The organism is Trichocoleus sp. DQ-A2, from assembly GCF_039961915.1.
Lineage (GTDB): Bacteria > Cyanobacteriota > Cyanobacteriia > Cyanobacteriales > FACHB-T130 > FACHB-T130.
Genome location: NZ_JAMPKD010000012.1, coordinates 118,909 through 137,365 on the forward strand (window position 1 = coordinate 118,909; position 18,457 = coordinate 137,365).

Below are 18,457 nucleotides of genomic sequence, written 5' to 3' on the forward strand. Positions count from 1 at the left end.
GGTAACTCCCAATGCAACAAGTCACCAGGTGTGGCACCTATAGTCAATTCAATAGATAGCCGAGCAATTTGAGGTATATAAATGGAAATTGGCGTTCCCAAGGAAACCAAAGATCGTGAATTTCGGGTAGGGTTAAGTCCTAGTAGCGTCCGGGTACTCAGTGAAAACGGTCACGCGATTTTTGTAGAATCCGCGGCTGGTAATGGTGCTGGCTTCTCTGATGAAGATTATATTCTTGCCGGGGCAAAAATTGTCCTAGAAGCGAAGGACGCTTGGAACCGAGAACTGGTGGTTAAGGTGAAAGAACCGCTCAAGCCTGAGTACCAGTTTCTCCAGAAAGGGCAGATGCTGTTTACTTATTTACACTTGGCAGCCGATCGGGGGTTGACCGAGCATCTAATTGATTGTGGCGTCAGCGCGATCGCTTACGAAACGGTAGAACTCCCCGATAGAAAATTGCCCCTGCTCACCCCCATGAGCATTATCGCCGGTCGCCTCTCCGTACAGTTCGGGGCACAGTTTTTAGAGCGCCAGCAAGGAGGTCGGGGGATTCTTCTGGGCGGTATTCCCGGTGTCAGACCGGGTAACGTGGTGATTTTAGGCGGCGGTGTCGTTGGCACCGAAGCAGCTCGAATGGCGGTAGGCATGGGTGCCCGCGTCCAGATTTTGGATGTGAATGTCGAGCGTTTGGCGTATCTGGAAACCCTCTTTGGCTCCAGAGTTGAGCTGCTCTACAGTAACTCCCTGCAAGTAGAAGCGGTCGTTTCGGAAGCCGATTTACTTGTTGGGGCGGTTTTAGTTCCAGGGCGTCGCGCCCCTATCTTAGTCCCTCGGAAGTTGGTACAAAAAATGCATCCCGGTTCGGTAATTGTCGATGTGGCAGTTGATCAAGGCGGTTGTGTCGAGACGGTGCGACCAACGACCCACACCAATCCTATCTACATCGAGGAAGGCGTCGTCCACTACGGCGTCCCGAATATGCCGGGAGCCGTTCCCTGGACAGCCACTCAGGGATTGAACAACAGCACTTTACCCTACGTCCTGAAGCTGGCGAACCAGGGGATGAAAGCTCTAGAACTCGACCCGGCTTTAGCAAGGGGTATCAACGTGCAGAATCACCGCCTGGTTCATCCTGCCGTCCGCGAAGTGTTTCCCGATTTAGCTGATTAACTGTGACATTACGGGTAAGGAAATAGGCGAGAGGTTGGTAGTGGGGCGATCGCGATCTGTGGCGTTCATGGTACAGCGATCGCCCCCAGCGTCCTCACGGCGTAGGCTGAGATTCACTCACCAAAATTGATTGCTCACTGGCAGGTTCGCCCTTGCTTGGGGGTTCGACTGGCTCACCAAAGGCAATCCGCAGAAACGGTGGAGCCAGAAATGTGGTCAGAATCACCATGATAATAATGGATACCTCTAACGGCTTATCCAGAACCCCACTCGCAGAACCGATTCCGGCAAACACTAGCCCGACTTCACCCCGTGGAATCATGCCAACTCCGATCGCGAGTCGATTAATTCCGGGCTGACCAAACACCGCCCAACCCGTCACTACCTTGCCGAGAATGGCAACTACCATCAAAAATGCGGCAATCAAAATTCCGGCACGATTCTCAGGCACCGTCGGATTCAACACGCCTAGATCGGCTCGCGCTCCCACCGTCACAAAGAAGATGGGTACCAGTAGATCGGCGATCGGTTTTACTAGTTCATCCAACTCGTTGCGGGCATCGGTTTCATCCAGAACCAAGCCAGCGGCAAAAGCACCCAAAATCGCTTCTAGATGAATCGCGCTGCCCAGAAATGCCATGAAGAAGGCAAAGATAAATGCTGGTATGACAACGTTGCCACGAGTTTTGAGTTTCTCCACAACCGCAACAAAGGTTTTGTTGAAGATGCCACCCAACAGAATGGAACCGAGCAGAAACGCTGTTGCGCTCACAATCAGGTAGATGACATTAGCAACATCAATCTCACCCGTTTTGGCTAAACTGGCGACAACAGCCAAGACAATGATTCCCAGGACATCATCAATCACCGCCGCACCAACAATGATTTGACCTTCTTTGGATTTAAGCTGTCCTAACTCAGACAACACTTTGGACGTAATTCCGATGCTAGTTGCCGTCAAAGCAGCGCCTGCAAAAATTGCTGGAATTGCAGGTGTGTGAAAGAACATCATCAAGCCAGCGGTACCAGCGGCAAACGGAACTGCCACCCCCACGCAGGCGACTATCGCAGCTTGAGAACCCACTTCTTTGAGTTGTTTGAGATCCGATTCCAGACCAATTTCAAATAGCAGAATAATCACGCCCAATTCAGCCAGCACTGAAATGACTTCACTCTGGGACTCATATACGCTCGTGAGGGCTGCGGGAGACAGATGATTAATCCATTGCAGCACGGTCATCACCGCTGAATCTGAGGCTGACAGTCCACTTTCGGGAAAGACGATCAGGTGTAAAGCAGATACCCCGACAATCACCCCTGCCACCAGTTCACCCAGAACGGGTGGAAAATCAAATTGTTTAGCGAGTTCCGCGCCGAGTTTACTGGCGATATAAATCACGACTAAACTCAGCAGAACTCCAGCCAGAACAATCGGTGAATTTTCTGCCTCTACCGTTGCTAACAAGGGCATGGGAGCAATCAGAGATGCCATCCCAGAACTTAAAGCTGTCATTGTATGGTTCAAAAACATGGGTTAGGTTTTGGTGGTAAAAATGAATCAAACCTTATTTGAATGGGAGGCAATTGATTGCCAGCTAGTTTTCTGACGCATTAGATCGCCTCGATTCATCAAACCTCCAAACAGGTGAATTAGGCAACTATCTCTTTGCGGTAAACCAGATCAACCGCTTGAAGCAGGGCTTCAGTGCGATCGCTTAAGATATGCTCTGGAGTCACCAGATCGAACAGTCCTAACTTTTGCAAGCGATTCTGAATTTTCTCGCTGGCACCGACGATATAGACCTGTAACCCCTTATCGTGGGCGTCGCGAATCGCATTTTCGATTGCTAGCGACGCCGTTACCCCCAGCATGGGCACATCGCTGAGATCCATCACTAACGCATCGGCTTCCTTCATGGGGTTGTGTTCCCGTGCGATCGCCTTCGACAAGCCAATAAATGATCGGGCCACTCACGTAAAACAGCAAGACACGTCCGTTGCCCTTATCCAGCAGTTGTTTCTGATCAGCGCTCAACCGCACGTCATCATCTGTATCGGTAATCAGCTTGACTTCCTTGGATTGCAAATTGCTCAACCGTTCGATGGTGAGGATATTGGCAATAAACACACCCACACTCACCGCCACGATCAGATCCACAAACACTGTCAAGAACAACACCCCGTACATGATCGGGGAACCCTTGAGGGATAGCTGGTGCGATCGCTTCAGGGAAACTCCAGTCGAGAATATCAATCCCGACCCTAAGGGCAATCCCCGTTAACACTGCCATCGAAATCGGTTCGGTAAGTCTGGCAGCCCCCAAAACTACAACCAGCAGCACCAACGCCCGTGTTAAACCTGATAACGCTGAGGTGGCAACGAAAGGATTTTAGGTCAACCTACTTCAAAGGCGATCGCTCCTCAAATCATTGAGTAAATCACCCATAACCTCAAAGGATTTTTCATTAGGGGAGCATCATGACTAGGGAGAATAGGCGATCTCCTATTCTCAAACTCTGCCAAGCATCCGTCAACCACTATCTAAATTGATAGGTTATGGCTTTTTTTGGATAGGCGATCGCAGAGTGAGACAATTGAATGAGTGGAAGATGAGTGGACAATTTCAGTTCATGCCTGCAAAACCCTCTGAGCCATATCAACCTTTTCTTCTCCGTATTCTGCATGGCTTTACTGGTCTTTTCGTAATTGCTGCGATTTTGACCGCTTTCTGGACATACGATGTCTACGATGGGCGATGGGGAAGAATTCCCTTGCCAGAGTTAAAGGAAATAGAAGGAATTCATGGCACGTTTGGGCTATATGCCTTACTTGTATTTCCTCTATTTGCTCTATATGCTTTCCATCGTGGACACAAAAGACTTATCCAGCAGGATTTTGTGGCAAAACTTGGACAGTTGGGTAAACCTGTATGGTGGTACACGCTGCATCGAGTTATTAACACCCTTGCTATCTTGGCACTGACTTTTGCCGTTTTCTCTGGCAAGATGATGGATGAAAATTGGTTGCCAAGGGGAGAGCTTAATCATGGTTGGTATTATGCTCACCTCATTTCATGGGTAGTGATGGTTGTCTGTATCGCCTTGCATCTCTTAATGAGTGCCAAGGTAGGAGGAATTCCCCTTCTCTTGTCAATATTAAGTTACCAGTTCCGCCCTAAAGATAGTCCCACTTTGTGGCGAGAAAATATTCTTCAATGGTGGTCTGGTTTGCAACCGACTTTTGCTAAAGAGTGGTTGAAACTGTCCTTTCCTCTCAAAGTTTTAGAGATTCTCGTGTTGATGAGCCTAACTGCTGCTTGGATTGTTCCACTCTTTAAGTAGCTGCATAATCTCTTACAACAATCCTCGATAATGAATAAACACCAAAACAGCTGCCCAAGAACCCAACGCAACTTTTACTGCAACCAAGATGTTGAGCAGGGGAATCACCCCGCCGCTGAAAAGTGCGCCCAACTCTCCGTGCGGTAATTCAAATCCGGCTAGAGTGATAACCGACAGGACAATGAAAATAAGAACCGAAACCTTCTCCCATGTAGCGGCGTGCCAGCGCCTGTAGATCCCCTGCATCCACTCGGTTGATGAGGTAATCGCAACCAGACCGATCGCTGTTCCACCCGCCACTCCAGCCGCAAAACCACCGCCGGGACTCAAATGCCCCCGAATCGCTAGTTCGATACCCACCAACGCGGCAATGGTCGCTCCCAGACGCGCCATAATAATGGATGGTTGATCGGTGAACTGATAGATCGCGCAGAACGGCCTTTCATTCGCCAGTAGATAATGGGCACCCATTACCGCGATCGTAAATACCACTACTTCAAAGATCGTGTCATACAACCGATTCCTGAGAATGACAGCCGTAACTGCATTAGGTACTCCACTCTCTTGTACAAGCGTTTGGACGATCGAGAACGATAAGTCCGGTGCCGGATTGGGCATGACAAGGAATTTGACGAACAGCGCTATCCCCGCTGCAATGTAGACCCATTTCATTTCTGTTCCTCCCCTAAGTCTGATGCATTTACATAAGTTAGGTTTGTTGCTGGTGACGAAAGTTCGGTTCGCATGATGTCATAGAGGCGTCGAACCCTAGTTGTGGTGTGATAGGGTTCTTGTTCGTCCTCACTCGCTACGAGGTCTTGATTATCGTACTCTCGTCTGGCACAGGTCGTATGGACTTCTTTCTCCATCAGCGCCCGGTGCAAAGCCTGTGTATTCGTGTACGGGATTACCTCAAGACGCATATAGTGTTTGCCGAAAATTGTTCGTAACTCATCCATCAGTTGCCCTAAATGGGACTCGTCATCTGTCTCGATCGCCTTTGGCACTGCGCTTTGCACAATCGCCCCGTCTTCGAGTACACCAAGACGCATCACTAGCGATGAACGCACTGCGATCGCATAAAGCGTAATCGCCAGTAGAGTCCCCATCAAGGCTTGTGTCAAAGCAACATCTGCCGCCCCCAAAACCGCAAATACCAATGTCGCCACCGCTCCCGATATTCCCTGAATTACCAGGGCATGGTAAGGATTGGTCTGAAGTAACAGCATGAGCGAGGACAAGGGCATCAGGGCGGTTATGACATAGATATAGCTATCATTCATCGTTCCCTCCTGTGCTGGAAGAGTATGCCAATACATACCCCAGCACTGTATTCCAGATTGCTAAGGTGATAATGCCAAGGATGAGCAGCGGCCATTCGCTAGGTACTTTCGGCAGGAGCAGTCCAACAATAATGAGCATCGAGCCGAGTGTATCTGCAACTGAAAGAGTATGCAGCTTGAATAATACCGAGCGATCGCCGATTAGGGGGAAGGTTCCCCAAAACCAGAAGAAAATTCCGATACCGATACAGGCGTAACTAAGTGCGGTAATCATACTTGATTCAGTCGTTTAAGGATTTGTGCCAACAACATTAATCCGGCATTACCCACACTCAGGATGATGACTCCTACAACACCGAGCATCCAATCATCTCGTAAGACCGATACAACCAGGAGTATGATGGATGTCTTGCTGGCGACACTGGAAAATGCCAACATTTTTTGCCAAATATCATCATCCTGCCAAGCCTCGTACATGGGTATGAGCATAGCCAGAATCATCGCAACCAGTGCCCAGTTCAGTGCCAAGTTCATGCTTTTCTCCTCCGTCGCACCCAGTGGACTTCGTACCAGCCATTTTCGTGGTACTTCAAGACAATGGTTTTGGGCGTAAAGGTGATCAGAAATATATCCAGGAAGATGAGTCCAGGTGTCCGTCCAGGTTTGACTTGTTCCATCGTCACATCTTCGTAATTATGGGGACGGAGGATCATTTCAAAGGCTTCCTTATATGCCTGCGGAATCGCCACGAGCGTTTCCCACAGCGCCCGCAGCCAGTCCTTCAATCGTCCTGGGGCTTTGGGGCGTCCCGGTAAAAGGAGTGCGATGCTGATACCAATGATGATATTTGCCGGACTCAGATTAGCAGTTAGCAAAAACCAGATGGCCAGTCGCAATATCAGATTCAAATACCCAATCATGGCAACACCATCCAAAAGAGCAGGATTAACATGAGACTCATCCCACCGATCAGATGCTCAAATTGCTCCATAACACGGGGCAGCTTGAGTACGGATCGTTTGAAAATCAACAGATACGCCAACCAACCAATGCCTATGGTTGCCAGTGGTTTCACGATATTCTCAAGGGTATAAGCCTCGTAATAGACAACGTTTGCGGCAAACAGGCCGCCGAGCAGCAGGCTCACTGCTAGCCAGAAACCAGGCTTTACTACATCCTCGCCGTCCGGTTTATGCGGCAAGAATATGAATTTGGCAAACGAGATTGCTGTTCCCAAAGCCGCAACGTTCATGGCGATCGCTTGCCAGGGCAGAAGATTCTTCGTCGTCAATACCTTCGCCCCAAAGCCGGACAACAAGGGAAATCCTGAGATCGAGAAGCTGGCGATAACTAGAGCAATCCAGACTTTTGTATTGATTGGCTTATGTTGCAGTTCCTTGAAGTTTCGGCTCGGTAAAGCACCTGCAATCAGGAAGAGTGCCGATTTGACCAGTCCGTGAGTCAGTGCATAAAAGCCACCTACGACTGGGGCAGCGAGGATAAAGCCTAACTGCGAAACCGTATGAAACGCCAGCATCCGCTTGGCATCCTTTTCAAAGACGGCATAGAACACGCCTAGCAGGGCTGTCCCAACTCCGAAAATCCGGATGAGTGGATCGAGTTCATCCACCATTAGCGCACAACGCACTAGCGGATAGACTCCAGCTTTGACCACAACTCCCGACAGCAACGCCGATACTGGTGTCTCCGATTCAGAGTGGGTCAACGGTAGCCACAATCCCGATACAAAGATTCCCCCTTTAATCAAGAGTCCCAGAAATACAAGGGCTAGCGCCTCCGGTGGTGCCCCGCGCAAACTTGCAAAACTAAACGAATGATTGGTCTGATAGGCTAGCACCGCGCCCACCAGATAAAACAGCATTGCCGTGTTGCTGATGAACAGATAGCGCAAGCCAACCCAAATCGAGCGATCGGTGCGAGTATAGGTAATCAAGAGAAACGCGGCAATCCCGCTGACCTCTAACGCCACGTATAAACTGATAAAGTCTGCACAGGCGAACGCGGCATTGAGGCTGCCATGCAAAATGATGGCTTGTGCATAAAAGAAAGTCGTCTTATCGCTGTGCCAACAGTAGAGGATGACTGCGGCTGTTACCAGCGCATTGGTCAAGATAAAGTAGCCGCTTAACTGATCGACTATTAATGTGACGCTGAAATGATCGAGTAACTCTAGTTTCAGTGGCGACTGTTCGACAAATAGCTGCAACGCATATGCAGCCGAAGCAAATGCCGTGAACAGTGCGAGAGTTTTGTCAAGTTTGGGGAACAGATAAATGGTGAACCCCAAGAAAAACGGTAGTGCGATCCATGCGAGGGTAATGGTATTCATGGGGTATTGCTCTTCTCAATCTCGTTGGTTTCCAGGGTGGGATTATCCCGTGCCAACTTCATGACACCGACCAGCATTAAGCACTGAATCGAAAAGCCGATCACAATCCCTGTCAAGATGACCGCCTGGGGAACCGGATCGGCGTAAGCCCCATTTGCCGCGTCTGAAATAATGGGCGTGAATAAACCATCTCGCGATGCAATCAGCACGTAATAGGCGATAACGCCTGTGCTCATGACATCCATAGAGATGATCTTCATAACTAGGTTCTTTTTAAGGATGATGCCGAGAAATCCGCAGAATATTGTTGCGAAGACGAATGCTTCTAACACGGGAATTGCCTATGAGTAAATGCCTGTTAAATGGTGCTAAAAAATATATAGCACTTTTTAATAGTGCCGGAAAGTATTAACACTATTGAAAAGTGCCAGGGTAAACTATAGACTCATGCCACACTAACTTGTTGGTTTGAGCTTGCGATCGGGTAGGATAAAACACGCAGCAATAGCGGTATGACAGAATCGATTGGCAAATCAATGCTTAACCTCAGCCCTGGCTCGTCCACCGATACAGGTGGCGGCTTGCCAACGAGTCAAGGCGTGCTGCCAGAAGGTTTCTACACTTGGGAGCGGGACGCTAAAGCCGTGAATCTTGTGGATTTATCAGCACCGTTTCAATTAGTTGGGCGGCAAGGGCAATTCCAGCGAATTACGCAGGTTTTAGCGCGTGATGGCGACCTGCTAATTACTGGAGTGCCGGGAAGCGGACGGCGGACTCTGGTACGGCGCGCAGCTCAGGAAGTTGGAATTAAAATCGTGGAGGTTGACTGCATCCGGGTTACTGATGGTCAGCGCTTCGTGCAATTGCTGTGCGAGAGTATAGATCAGACGTTTCAAAGTGCAACGGCTCAAGCTTTCATGCGAGAGTGGATTGAACGCAAGGCCGCTGAATTATTTGTCCTGCAAGACGAAGGGAATGGTAGAGAGCGGCTGAAACCCGTTCGGGTAGAAGATCAACAGCAGCAATGGAGCGCATTTGAGGTATTACTCGATCTCCTGCAAGGGTTAGCCGAATCTTCGGGCGGACGGGTAGTGCTGATTTTGGAAAGCTTTCCCCATATCCGCTCTTGGGATCGCAATGGGGTGTGGGAAACATTTTTGCGGAAAGAAATCGAGCGCCAGACTCAGGTGAGTTATGTACTGGTGGCAACGATTGCAGAAATCAGTCTTCATGCTGATGAACCGGGGAATCATTTGGAAATCGTGAAGCTGGCTCCCTTAGCTAATGATGTTGTTGCTGCTTGGGTTCAGGAAGTTTTGCATGGCGAAGGGTTGACATTCGATCCGCGATCGCAAGCGCTGGAACTCTTTGTCAATGCGGTGCAGGGACACTTAGGCGATGCTTCAGCACTGGTACGACGCCTAAAGTCGGTACGAGTTTCTGACGGGCTAATTCGCGATTGGCACGTCCAGCAGGCAATCCAAGAACTACTAGCCGACCTATCGATGGTCTTCGAGTCATTACTGATGCTGCTTCCAGCTAACCAGACGCATCTGTTGGAGTCTCTGGCGTTAGACCCCACTGACAAGCCGCAAAGTCGAGATTACATTCACAAGCATTGCCTGTCCAGAGGGGGCAGTCTCCAAGGCGCGATCGCGGGATTGCAGCACAAAGGCTTGATTTACGGCTCCGAACAAGGCTATCGACTGGCTCTGCCTCTGTTTGCTTTGTGGCTTCGCCAGCGCTTGAGTTGATACCAAAGTGTGTGGGAGCGATCGCTTAAGGGGGTAGTCAAGATGTCAGGTGACTGAATGCTATATTCAGCCTATCAACGCCTATCTGTGAAGGTAGCATTTATAACTCAAGAACTAATCGACCTAAGAACTAGCATCTTAGAAGGACCCTATGCAGATGCTTTGGCAATTGTGCATGAGCTGGAGGGGATGAGTCATGAGTAAACAAGCGATCCTTTGTAATATCGAAGCGTGTCTGGTCACAATGCTGATTCACTTGATTCAAAACCAAGTTGACCAGTGTTTAACTAATTCCTGGGCAGCTTTAATTTCAGATTCTCTCCAGCAAATTCAAACATTAAATCTCAAAGAGAATAAAACGTCTTACTACATCGAGCAAGATGAATGGAAGCCTTTTCTAGAAGAGGCAATTGAGGCAGCACTTCGTCCGGCAAATATAGAAGCTATGGATTATTTTTATCATCCTTGCCAACTTGCAGCGTCGGTGGATAGAACAGATTTAATAATGACGGCTCAGAGATTGCTCGATTTAACGTATGAACCTTCGGCAAAAACTTTACCAGCAATCATTGATGAGAATTTAGTTCAGCTACCAGGTGGGGAAGAGTGGAAAGAGGGTAGGCGATAAAATAACACTCTTTGAAGGGAAGCGATCGCTGTTTCGGGTTGGTGGATACAATAACAGCGATCGCTCACAAGCATTACCTGTCTAGAGGAGGCAGTCTCTAAGGAGCGATCGCCCGATTGCAGTACCAAGGCTTGATTTACGGCTCCGAGCAGGGTTATCTTGTTCATCATGCTTCTGGTTCGACCACAAGGATTACTGGGGCGATCGCTCCTCAGAAAAGTCTAGTCCTGAAAAGTATTCGATAATACTCAGGTAAAAAGAGCTTTCTATTAGGACTGCACTCAGAGGAATAAAGATGAGAGGTTTCACTTTGCCTGTGAAGTTGTTAATTGTGGCGATCGCCCTCTCAAGCTTCATTCTAATCAGTTGTGTCCCAGCACCCCTGAAACCCTTACGGATTGGTACCAATGTTTGGCCTGGGTATGAACCTCTATTTCTAGCTCGCGAACTGGGATACTACGGTAAAACCCCGATTCAATTAGTGGAGTATCCCAACTTCGACCCAAACAGAGCTTACCGGAACGGTGAAGTAGAAATGAGCGCCACACCGATGACTGGGTTTTTGCCATTAGCGCCGACTCATCCAGATGTCCGTGCTTGGCTAATTATGGATATCTCTAATGGTGCAGACGCCATTGTAGCTAAAGGAGCGATCGCGAATCTGCAAAGTCTAAAAGGGCGCAGGGTTGGCTTTGACAGGTCAATGCTGGCACCATTTGTCCTGAGTCGTGGCTTAGAACAAGTCGGTCTGTCACTCAAAGATGTCAAGATTGTCCCTGTGGAGCTATCGGAGCAGGAGGAGGGGTTCAAGCAAGGCCACGTTGATGCCATTGTCACCTTTGAGCCATACCGCTCCAATATACTCAACGCCGGAGCCAAGTTACTCTTTGACAGCAGCCAGATTCCTGGTGAAGTAGTCGATGTGCTAATTGGCAGTGAGTCGTTGTTGACGACGCATGCTACTCAATTGCAGGTGTTAATCCAGGGTTGGTTCCGCGCTCTCGATTATATTGAGAAAAATCCCGAAGATGCCGCTCGTCGAATGGCACGGCGACAAGGAATCACACCCGAACAATTCTTATCATCCCTCAAGGGGCTTCAGCTCGTCACCCTTGAGGAAAACCAGAAACTCTTGGGAAAAACCAATTCTGTGTTGCTCAAGGGAACCCAACGGTTATCCCAATTCTTGGTTGAAAATAACATACTGAAACAAGACGTAGACCTTAACCCTCTGCTCGATGACAGACTGGTTAGAGATGTCAAGCCCTAAAGCGTAGACCGATTGCAACACTCAACATACCTTTATGAAAAAACCACAGATGCCTACAGTTAATATCAGATTCATCTGTGTTTATCTGGGTTAATCTGTGGTTCATGCCTCCAGGCAAAACTATTTTTGCAAAAAGTCTACCTATGCATCGCTTCCCCTTTCCTCTGCGGTTTTCGATTCCAGGGATTCTGTTAGTGTTCGGCAGTGTGTTAGGTTTGGTTTCGTTTCAACGGGAAGTCTCTCAGTCCTTCTCCCGTACCGAAACGATTATCAGACAGCAGGCTGAATTTTCTGCAAGTCAAACAGCAACGTTACTAGAGTACTTGTACAGAACGGCTCAAGGTAAGGGTGCCCATTTAGCGATCGCTCAGATTGCTCCAGCTCCTAATCTGCGGTTAGCTTTGCTTTGTGATGAACAAGAGCGAGTACTCTTGTCAACTCGTTTTGACTTGCAAAATCGCTTAATCAGCAACACTCTAGCAGCCTCCAGCTTATCAGCGATCAAAGAAGTCCAGCAAACTCAGTCAAAGCAGGTAATTTTCTCGGACGATAGACAAACCCTCAGGGCAATTTATCCAGTGCTTTTGGGAGCTTCGCCTGGAGAAATCCTACCGTCGAGGGTAGCTGTGTTGTTGTTGGAGTATGACCTTTCGTCGCTAAAAGCTCAGGCATACAACGATGCTTTAGAGCGATCGCTAACCTACAGTGTTGCTCTTGCCGTGCTTTGTAGCATTCTCTGGTTCTTCTTTTACAAAACCTTGAACTTGCGAGTAGGCAAACTGGTTGCAGCTAGTAACAGCTTAGCGCAAGGAAATTTAGAAGTCCGTGCTAATTTAAAAGGCTCTGATGAACTGAGTCAGATTTCAATCGCTTTCGATCGAATGGCTGAAGAAGTTCAGAAGAATACAGAAACACTGCGCCAAAATGAAGAACTAAAACAAGCTTTAGACAAGCTAAAACAAACCCAAGCACAACTGATTCACGCCGAGAAAATGTCTAGCTTAGGTCAACTGGTTGCGGGGGTTGCTCATGAAATCAACAATCCTGTTAATTTCATTCACGGCAATCTTCTTTATGTCAATGACTACACCCAAGACTTACTCAGCCTGGTTCATCTCTATCAGCAACACTATCCGAATCCCGTTCGTGAAATTGTCGAACAGACTGAAGAGATGGAGTGGGAATTTCTGGCTGATGATTTACCCAAGATGCTCGCTTCTATGAAAGTTGGCAGCGAACGCATCCGTCAGATTGTCCTTAGTTTGCGGAACTTTGCCCGTCACGACGAGTCAGAACTTAAAAAAGTTGATATTCACGAAGGTATTGATAGCACTTTATTAATTTTAAAACATCGATTGAATGGGGAGAGAGATTCTCCCAGTATTGAAATTATTAAAGCTTATGGAAACTTACCCAAGATTGAGTGTTATGCTGGGCAGTTGAATCAAGCGTTTATGAATATTATCAATAATAGTATTGATGCTTTATCAGAAGCAACAGGTAATGAAAAAAAACAGATTTTTATTCGCACTTCCATTAATGAATCAGATTGGGTAGTGGTAGCGATCGCCGATAATGGATCAGGGATGAACCAAGAAATACAACAGCGGATATTTGACCCGTTTTTTACCACGAAACCAGTAGGAAAAGGCACGGGATTAGGATTATCTATTAGCTATCAGCTTGTGGTAGAAAAACATAACGGTCAATTAAAATGTATTTCTGCTCCCGGAGAAGGAGCGCAGTTTATCATTGAAATTCCCGTGCGACAAAAAAGCAGAGAAGCTGGGAAAATGGGGGAATGAGGAAATAGTAAATGTCAGATTTTATTAATAACTATGGCTTCTTAATCGTTTCGATGATTTTAGGAGCAATTCTATGACTTTCGGTTTACTTGCCGCTGATGGGGGGTCAACTATCTCTCGCGACTCCGGGATTCTATGCTTTGGGGGGTTATATAGCAGCAATTCTATCAATTCAGGTGTTTAAGTTCAGCGGCAATTTATTCGCCGTCCCATTTTTATTGTTAGAAATGCTGGTGGCAGCTTTAGTCTCTGGAGTCCTCGCGATCGCACTGGGAATCCCAGTTCTCTGATTGCGGGGAATTTTCTTAGCAATTGCCACAATCGCCTTTGTCGAAATTCTACGAGTTTTGGCTTTAAACTTGGAGATTACAGGTGGTGCTGTGGGGATTTTTGCCATTCCTCAACCCTTTCAATCTCAAAAAGATGTTACCAGCAATCATTGATGAGAATTTAGTTCGGCTACCAGGTGGGGAAGAGTGGAAAGAGGGTAGGCGATAACAGTGGCTCTCTTGCTGCTCTGTTTGAGGTTTATGGTATGGCTGTTCTGCATTGGTGCTAATGTTGTTTGTCTTGCGTAATTTGAATTTGTGCCAGAACAGGCGTGGAATGAAGTTTGTAAGTCTTGAGATTGTAGAATCCTTTGCTGAATCAGTTCAGCCTCAGTTCTTCAATTTCTTCAGCCAACTGAACAGCGCCATTGTCGAGATAGAGGCAAAACCTATCTACTACTTTCCATGTATGCAGCATGGCTGATACACGGTTTTCTCCAGACATGTAAGGAGATTTTCCGTGACGTTGATTCCCAGCTTCATAAGATTTAGTCAAAGCATCGATCCAACTTCTATCTATACGCAGTGAATTCCTCAATCGCTCCCAACTTGGTTTATCTGTATCGCGATCTTGCGGTTCGTAAAAGTGCTGTCTAATGCTCTCAATTGCCCGAAAACAAAAGAATCCCGTATCATTCGGTTCCCTAATAGCTTCTCTCAGGTTTGCAAGAGCGCGGCGGAGTGGTTGTGAATCGCGTGCTAACAACCACACTTTCTCAAATGCCAAAGGACGTTCACTTTGAACTTCAAAGAGTTCACGTATCCCAACACCAAATACTACCGATTGGCCAGTATTGAGTTCTACAACTGTTATTATCTCAATATCGTATCCATACCCGTGAATGTAGTTGAGCGTATCTACAAAAGTCCTGATTGCGTCTCTTACATAGTTTCTTAAGGACAGTAAGTCGAAATTTCCACTTAAATTCTTAATTGTGGCTGATACTTGAGAGTTGCAAATTGAAATAATGACCCAGCATCTACAGCGTGCATTTGTAATGGTACAGGAACAGCAAGGTTAATGTCACAAAGGTCTGGTACTAATCTCCCAGTGAATACATAATCACTCATAAGTTGCTATCTTCTTTGTAAGATGGGGCTATCCATCTGAACATCCAATGTTGTCAAGTTCCTCACATTCGCCCAATGTGCGATCGCATCTCCTCTCTTAGGCAACGATAAGAGCGATCGCATTTTGTCTAACACTTTTTGAAGGGAAGTGATCGCAGTTTCGGGTTGGTGGATACAATAACAAGGCTACCGACTGGCTCTACCTCTGTTTGCGTTGTGGCTTCGCCAGCGCTTGAGTTAAAGAAGGCAGAGGGCGGAAGGCTTTTACTCCTAAGAAACACATTCCTTGGTGGCGCGTTGGGGATTAGCGGATGATATATAGCATTGAGGATGAAACTTTCACCTTATACATCCTGACAGTAGCTCATCGTAGAGAAGTGTCCGAGAGGTGAAGGAAGCGATCGCTTTCATGTTCTCAAAAGAGCGATCGCTTCCTACCACCGGCAAGAAACTAAGATTTTTTCTTAGTGCTAGTGGTTGCTGTCGTTTTTTTAGCGGTTGTCTTTCCAGTGGTGGTCTTTTTGGCAGATGTTCCACTCTTAGTGGATTTGCGACTAGATTTTGTTGTGGAACCTGCCTTCGCTGCCAATGCTTCCAGCGCTTTTTCCATCGTCAACCCTTCCACAGATTCCCCTTCTGGCACAGAAGCATTCGTCTTCCCATGCTTGATGTAAGGGCCATAAGGGCCATCGTAGATATTCACGGGTTCCCCATCAGTCGGGTGAGTCCCCAGTTCTCGTAACGGTGCCTTAGACTTGCTGCGAGTCGCGCCGCGTCCCTTTTTCGGTTCAGCTAGCAGCTCTATCGCACGTTCGATGTCAATTGTCAATACATCGTCACTGGCTTTCAGGGAGCGATATTCTTTGCCTTCCTTGCCTTGGTCGTGGACGACGTAAGGGCCAAAGCGTCCCAATCCTGCCTGGACTTTGCCGTTAGTTTCTGGGTGAATGCCCAAAGTCCGCGGCAGAGATAGCAAGCCAACTGCCATATCCAGCGTGACGTCCTCAATCGTGACCCCCTTAGGAAGAGAGGCGCGTTTGGGTTTTTTGTTCTCCTCAGTGGCATCACCCAGTTGGACGTAGGGGCCGTAAGTGCCAATCAGCACGTAAATCGGTTCGCCGGTTTCCGGATGCAAGCCGACTTTATCGGGGCCTTCTGTTTTCTGCTGTAGCAGCGTCTCAATTAGCTCAGCGTGGATGTCTGAGGGGGTCAGATCCTTAGGCAACGAGGCTTTTACTGGCCCAGAGTCATTTTCAGCTTCAATGTACGGCCCATATTGACCAATCCGGACTTTCGCCCCACCGAGATCGTCCAATTCGATAGTACGGGCAGATGCGGCATCAATCCCCTTTTCCCTTTCCTTGACTTGGGTTGCCAGACCCATTTCTCCGAGATAGAACTTTTTCAGGTATGGCAGCCATTTGGCTTCCCCAGTGGAAATTTCATCTAGGGTTTGCTCCATCTTGGAGGTGAAGCTGGGATCGACCAAATCGGGAAAGTGTTGTTCTAGCAGACTGGTAACGGCAAAGGCGGTGAAGGTAGGAACGAGGGCGTTGCCATTCATTTGGGCATAGCCTTTCTCGATAATCGTGCCGATGATGCTAGCGTAGGTGCTGGGACGCCCGATGCCTTCGCTTTCCAGGGTCTTAACGAGGGAAGCTTCCGTGTATCTTGCTGGTGGCTGAGTTTCGTGACCGATGGATTCTAGCTTTTTGCAGGTCGGGCGATCGCCTTTTTTGAGAGTTGGTAAGATAACTTCCATGTCTTCTAGTGCTGCATGAGGATCGTCCGATCCTTCCACGTAGGCGCGTAAGAAGCCGTGAAAGTCAATCCGTTTGCCGCTAGCCCGAAAACCGGCATCTTCGACTTGCAACTGCACGGTAATTTGAGTTTGGCGAGATTCTGCCATTTGGGTGGCGACAGTGCGCTTCCAAATCAGGTCATATAGAGCGAATTCCCGACCGCTTAAGCCGGTTTCCTGGGGAGTGCGGAAGCTGCTACCGGCGGGGCGAATGGCTTCGTGAGCTTCTTGAGCGCCCTTGCTTTTCGTCGTGTATTGGCGGGGTTCGGGGCTGAGGTATTGCTTGCCGTACATTTGCTCGACACAACTGCGAGCCGCAGCGATCGCTTGTTGCGACAAATGCACTGAATCTGTCCGCATATAGGTAATATACCCCTGCTCGTACAAACTCTGGGCAGTTCGCATCGTGTCGCGGGCAGATAAATGTAGTTTCCGGTTCGCCTCCTGTTGGAGCGTCGAGGTGGTAAACGGCGGTAAAGGTTTGCGAGTAACCGGACGCTCTTCTAAGTCAGCCACCGTCCAGGTTTTATCTGCCAGTCGCGCCTCTAAACTTCTCGCTTCCGCTTCCGAGAGCAGAATCACATTCCGTCCGGCAATAATTTGTCCCGTGGCTTCATCAAAATCGCTGCCAGTGGCAATTCTCGTCCCCTTGAGAGCGACAAGTCGCGCTTCAAAGGGTGTCTTGTCTTTATTTAAACTTGCCTTGAGATCCCAGTAACTGCCTTGGCGGAAGGCTCGACGTTGACGCTCTCGATTTACCAACAGCCGCACTGCTACCGACTGCACCCGTCCCGCCGATAAGCCATAGGAAATTTTCTTCCACAACAGCGGCGACAGCGTATATCCCACCAGCCGGTCTAATATCCGCCGCGTCTCCTGAGCGCGAACCACCTGCTCATCAATATTACGGCAGTTCTTGAGAGCGTCGCGGATGGCTTCTTTGGTGATTTCGTGGAACACCATTCGCTTGATGGGAACCTTTGGCTTCAATAGCTGGAGCAGATGCCAGCTAATGCTTTCGCCTTCTCGGTCTTCGTCAGTTGCCAACACCAATTCATCTGCCTCTTTCAGGGCATTTTTCAGGGCGGTGACAATCTTCTTTTTGTCGTTGGGGACGACATACAAGGGTTCAAAGTCCGCATCCACATTTACTCCCAGCTGCGCCCATTTTTCCCCTTTGTAGGCTTCGGGAATTTCTTTGCTGGATTGGGGCAGGTCGCGTACATGACCCATCGACGCCTCGACCCGGTAGCTGGAAGGCAAGAATTTACTGATGGTGCGTGCTTTGGTGGGAGATTCGACGATAACGAGGGTTGACATGGGAGCTTGGAGAAATAGCAGCTGGGCTGAACAGTTAATTTAAATACTTTATGTCAGATGTCAAGAGCGATTGAGAGGATTTTATGCGGAAAACCGACGAGTGAAGTCTCGATTCTGGCGTACCAAGCTTGACGAGAGCCGGTTCCAAGAATGGCGGTCAATCCCATTTAGGGACGATTCGCTCTCCCAAAGATAACTCGCTTTTTTAGAGCCGCTCGCAAGAGAGTTGTTCGCGCCAGACTTAATTTAAAGCTATCTCAATGTTTAACTTATGGAGGATTGCAATGGCGACCTCCCTAAGTATTCGAGTTGTGCCAGAATGGATGCCAACATC

The 18,457-nt window shown here is 48.2% G+C and carries 18 protein-coding genes and 3 pseudogenes; 7 read left to right on the forward strand and 14 right to left on the reverse strand.

All coding sequences use genetic code 11. The features are described 5' to 3' along the window. The first annotated feature begins 81 nt into the window (after positions 1 to 81). Positions 82 to 1,170, forward strand: coding sequence for an alanine dehydrogenase (gene ald / locus NC997_RS14105; RefSeq protein ID WP_190410949.1), 1,089 nt, complete (start codon positions 82 to 84; stop codon positions 1,168 to 1,170). On the opposite strand, the gene NC997_RS14110 is transcribed toward ald, so the two are convergent. From NC997_RS14110 to NC997_RS14120, 3 genes and pseudogenes are all read right to left on the reverse strand, one after another. Next, positions 1,159 to 1,287: a hypothetical protein gene (locus NC997_RS14110; RefSeq protein WP_277878942.1), complete on the reverse strand. Its 129-nt coding sequence runs from the start codon at positions 1,285 to 1,287 to the stop codon at positions 1,159 to 1,161. The two genes, ald and NC997_RS14110, sit on opposite strands and share 12 nt — an antisense overlap. After that, positions 1,265 to 2,701: a cation:proton antiporter gene (locus tag NC997_RS14115; protein ID WP_190529256.1), complete on the reverse strand. Its 1,437-nt coding sequence runs from the start codon at positions 2,699 to 2,701 to the stop codon at positions 1,265 to 1,267. The genes NC997_RS14110 and NC997_RS14115 overlap by 23 nt, the downstream gene beginning before the upstream one ends. A 119-nt stretch (positions 2,702 to 2,820) precedes the next feature. Continuing rightward, positions 2,821 to 3,548: pseudogene (locus NC997_RS14120) on the reverse strand (STAS domain-containing protein); the annotation flags it as partial. Positions 3,549 to 3,780: 232 nt separating this feature from the next. Here NC997_RS14120 and NC997_RS14125 point away from each other — a divergent pair. Then, on the forward strand, positions 3,781 to 4,512 hold the full coding sequence (locus tag NC997_RS14125) for a cytochrome b/b6 domain-containing protein (RefSeq protein WP_242031462.1): 732 nt from the start codon (positions 3,781 to 3,783) through the stop codon (positions 4,510 to 4,512). Positions 4,513 to 4,524: 12 nt separating this feature from the next. On the opposite strand, the gene NC997_RS14130 is transcribed toward NC997_RS14125, so the two are convergent. The 7 genes from NC997_RS14130 to NC997_RS14160 are packed head-to-tail and all read right to left on the reverse strand — an operon-like array spanning position 4,525 to position 8,477. Next, a complete protein-coding gene (locus tag NC997_RS14130; protein ID WP_190529259.1) occupies positions 4,525 to 5,184 on the reverse strand; it encodes a Na(+)/H(+) antiporter subunit B in 660 nt (219 codons plus the stop codon). Further along, positions 5,181 to 5,795, reverse strand: a complete 615-nt coding sequence (locus NC997_RS14135) for a DUF4040 domain-containing protein (RefSeq protein WP_190529261.1) — start codon at positions 5,793 to 5,795, stop codon at positions 5,181 to 5,183. Before NC997_RS14135 ends, NC997_RS14130 begins: the two co-directional genes overlap by 4 nt. Continuing rightward, entirely contained in the window at positions 5,788 to 6,069 is a 282-nt protein-coding gene (locus NC997_RS14140) for a monovalent cation/H(+) antiporter subunit G (RefSeq protein WP_190529263.1), read from the reverse strand. Before NC997_RS14140 ends, NC997_RS14135 begins: the two co-directional genes overlap by 8 nt. After that, a complete protein-coding gene (locus tag NC997_RS14145; RefSeq protein WP_190435332.1) occupies positions 6,066 to 6,317 on the reverse strand; it encodes a hypothetical protein in 252 nt (83 codons plus the stop codon). The genes NC997_RS14140 and NC997_RS14145 overlap by 4 nt, the downstream gene beginning before the upstream one ends. A gap of 8 nt (positions 6,318 to 6,325) precedes the next feature. Continuing rightward, positions 6,326 to 6,715 carry a Na+/H+ antiporter subunit E gene (locus tag NC997_RS14150; RefSeq protein ID WP_190435138.1) on the reverse strand — a complete coding sequence of 130 codons (390 nt, stop codon included), beginning with the start codon at positions 6,713 to 6,715 and terminating at the stop codon, positions 6,326 to 6,328. Then, complete coding sequence (locus NC997_RS14155; RefSeq protein WP_190529265.1) at positions 6,712 to 8,145, reverse strand: cation:proton antiporter; 1,434 nt, start codon at positions 8,143 to 8,145, stop codon at positions 6,712 to 6,714. Before NC997_RS14155 ends, NC997_RS14150 begins: the two co-directional genes overlap by 4 nt. Further along, positions 8,142 to 8,477, reverse strand: coding sequence for an NADH-quinone oxidoreductase subunit K (locus NC997_RS14160; protein ID WP_190500058.1), 336 nt, complete (start codon positions 8,475 to 8,477; stop codon positions 8,142 to 8,144). The genes NC997_RS14155 and NC997_RS14160 overlap by 4 nt, the downstream gene beginning before the upstream one ends. A 312-nt stretch (positions 8,478 to 8,789) precedes the next feature. Here NC997_RS14160 and NC997_RS14165 point away from each other — a divergent pair, with 312 nt between their 5' ends. Together NC997_RS14165 and NC997_RS14170 are read left to right on the forward strand one after the other, a co-directional pair. Then, positions 8,790 to 9,899, forward strand: coding sequence for an ATP-binding protein (locus tag NC997_RS14165; RefSeq protein WP_347276154.1), 1,110 nt, complete (start codon positions 8,790 to 8,792; stop codon positions 9,897 to 9,899). 102 nt (positions 9,900 to 10,001) lie between these two features. Further along, positions 10,002 to 10,527, forward strand: a pseudogene (locus NC997_RS14170) (hypothetical protein). Here NC997_RS14170 and NC997_RS14175 read toward each other — a convergent pair. Further along, positions 10,485 to 10,697: a hypothetical protein gene (locus NC997_RS14175; protein ID WP_190529269.1), complete on the reverse strand. Its 213-nt coding sequence runs from the start codon at positions 10,695 to 10,697 to the stop codon at positions 10,485 to 10,487. The pseudogene NC997_RS14170 and the gene NC997_RS14175 sit on opposite strands and share 43 nt — an antisense overlap. A 125-nt stretch (positions 10,698 to 10,822) precedes the next feature. Between NC997_RS14175 and NC997_RS14180 the strand changes: the two genes are divergently transcribed. The 3 genes and pseudogenes from NC997_RS14180 to NC997_RS14190 all read left to right on the forward strand — a co-directional run. Beyond that, positions 10,823 to 11,797, forward strand: coding sequence for an ABC transporter substrate-binding protein (locus NC997_RS14180; protein ID WP_190529271.1), 975 nt, complete (start codon positions 10,823 to 10,825; stop codon positions 11,795 to 11,797). A 143-nt stretch (positions 11,798 to 11,940) separates the two neighbouring features. Beyond that, positions 11,941 to 13,602, forward strand: a complete 1,662-nt coding sequence (locus NC997_RS14185; protein ID WP_242031463.1) for an ATP-binding protein — start codon at positions 11,941 to 11,943, stop codon at positions 13,600 to 13,602. An 11-nt stretch (positions 13,603 to 13,613) separates the two neighbouring features. Continuing rightward, positions 13,614 to 14,021 (forward strand): annotated as a pseudogene (locus NC997_RS14190) (branched-chain amino acid ABC transporter permease); the annotation flags it as partial. A 229-nt stretch (positions 14,022 to 14,250) separates the two neighbouring features. On the opposite strand, the gene NC997_RS14195 reads toward NC997_RS14190, so the two are convergent. The 3 genes from NC997_RS14195 to topA form a co-directional block, all read right to left on the reverse strand. Continuing rightward, on the reverse strand, positions 14,251 to 14,658 hold the full coding sequence (locus NC997_RS14195) for a hypothetical protein (RefSeq protein ID WP_190529273.1): 408 nt from the start codon (positions 14,656 to 14,658) through the stop codon (positions 14,251 to 14,253). A gap of 350 nt (positions 14,659 to 15,008) precedes the next feature. Beyond that, a complete protein-coding gene (locus NC997_RS14200; RefSeq protein WP_348257795.1) occupies positions 15,009 to 15,137 on the reverse strand; it encodes a hypothetical protein in 129 nt (42 codons plus the stop codon). A gap of 316 nt (positions 15,138 to 15,453) precedes the next feature. After that, complete coding sequence (gene topA / locus NC997_RS14205; RefSeq protein ID WP_348257796.1) at positions 15,454 to 18,123, reverse strand: type I DNA topoisomerase; 2,670 nt, start codon at positions 18,121 to 18,123, stop codon at positions 15,454 to 15,456. Positions 18,124 to 18,457 lie beyond the last annotated feature (334 nt).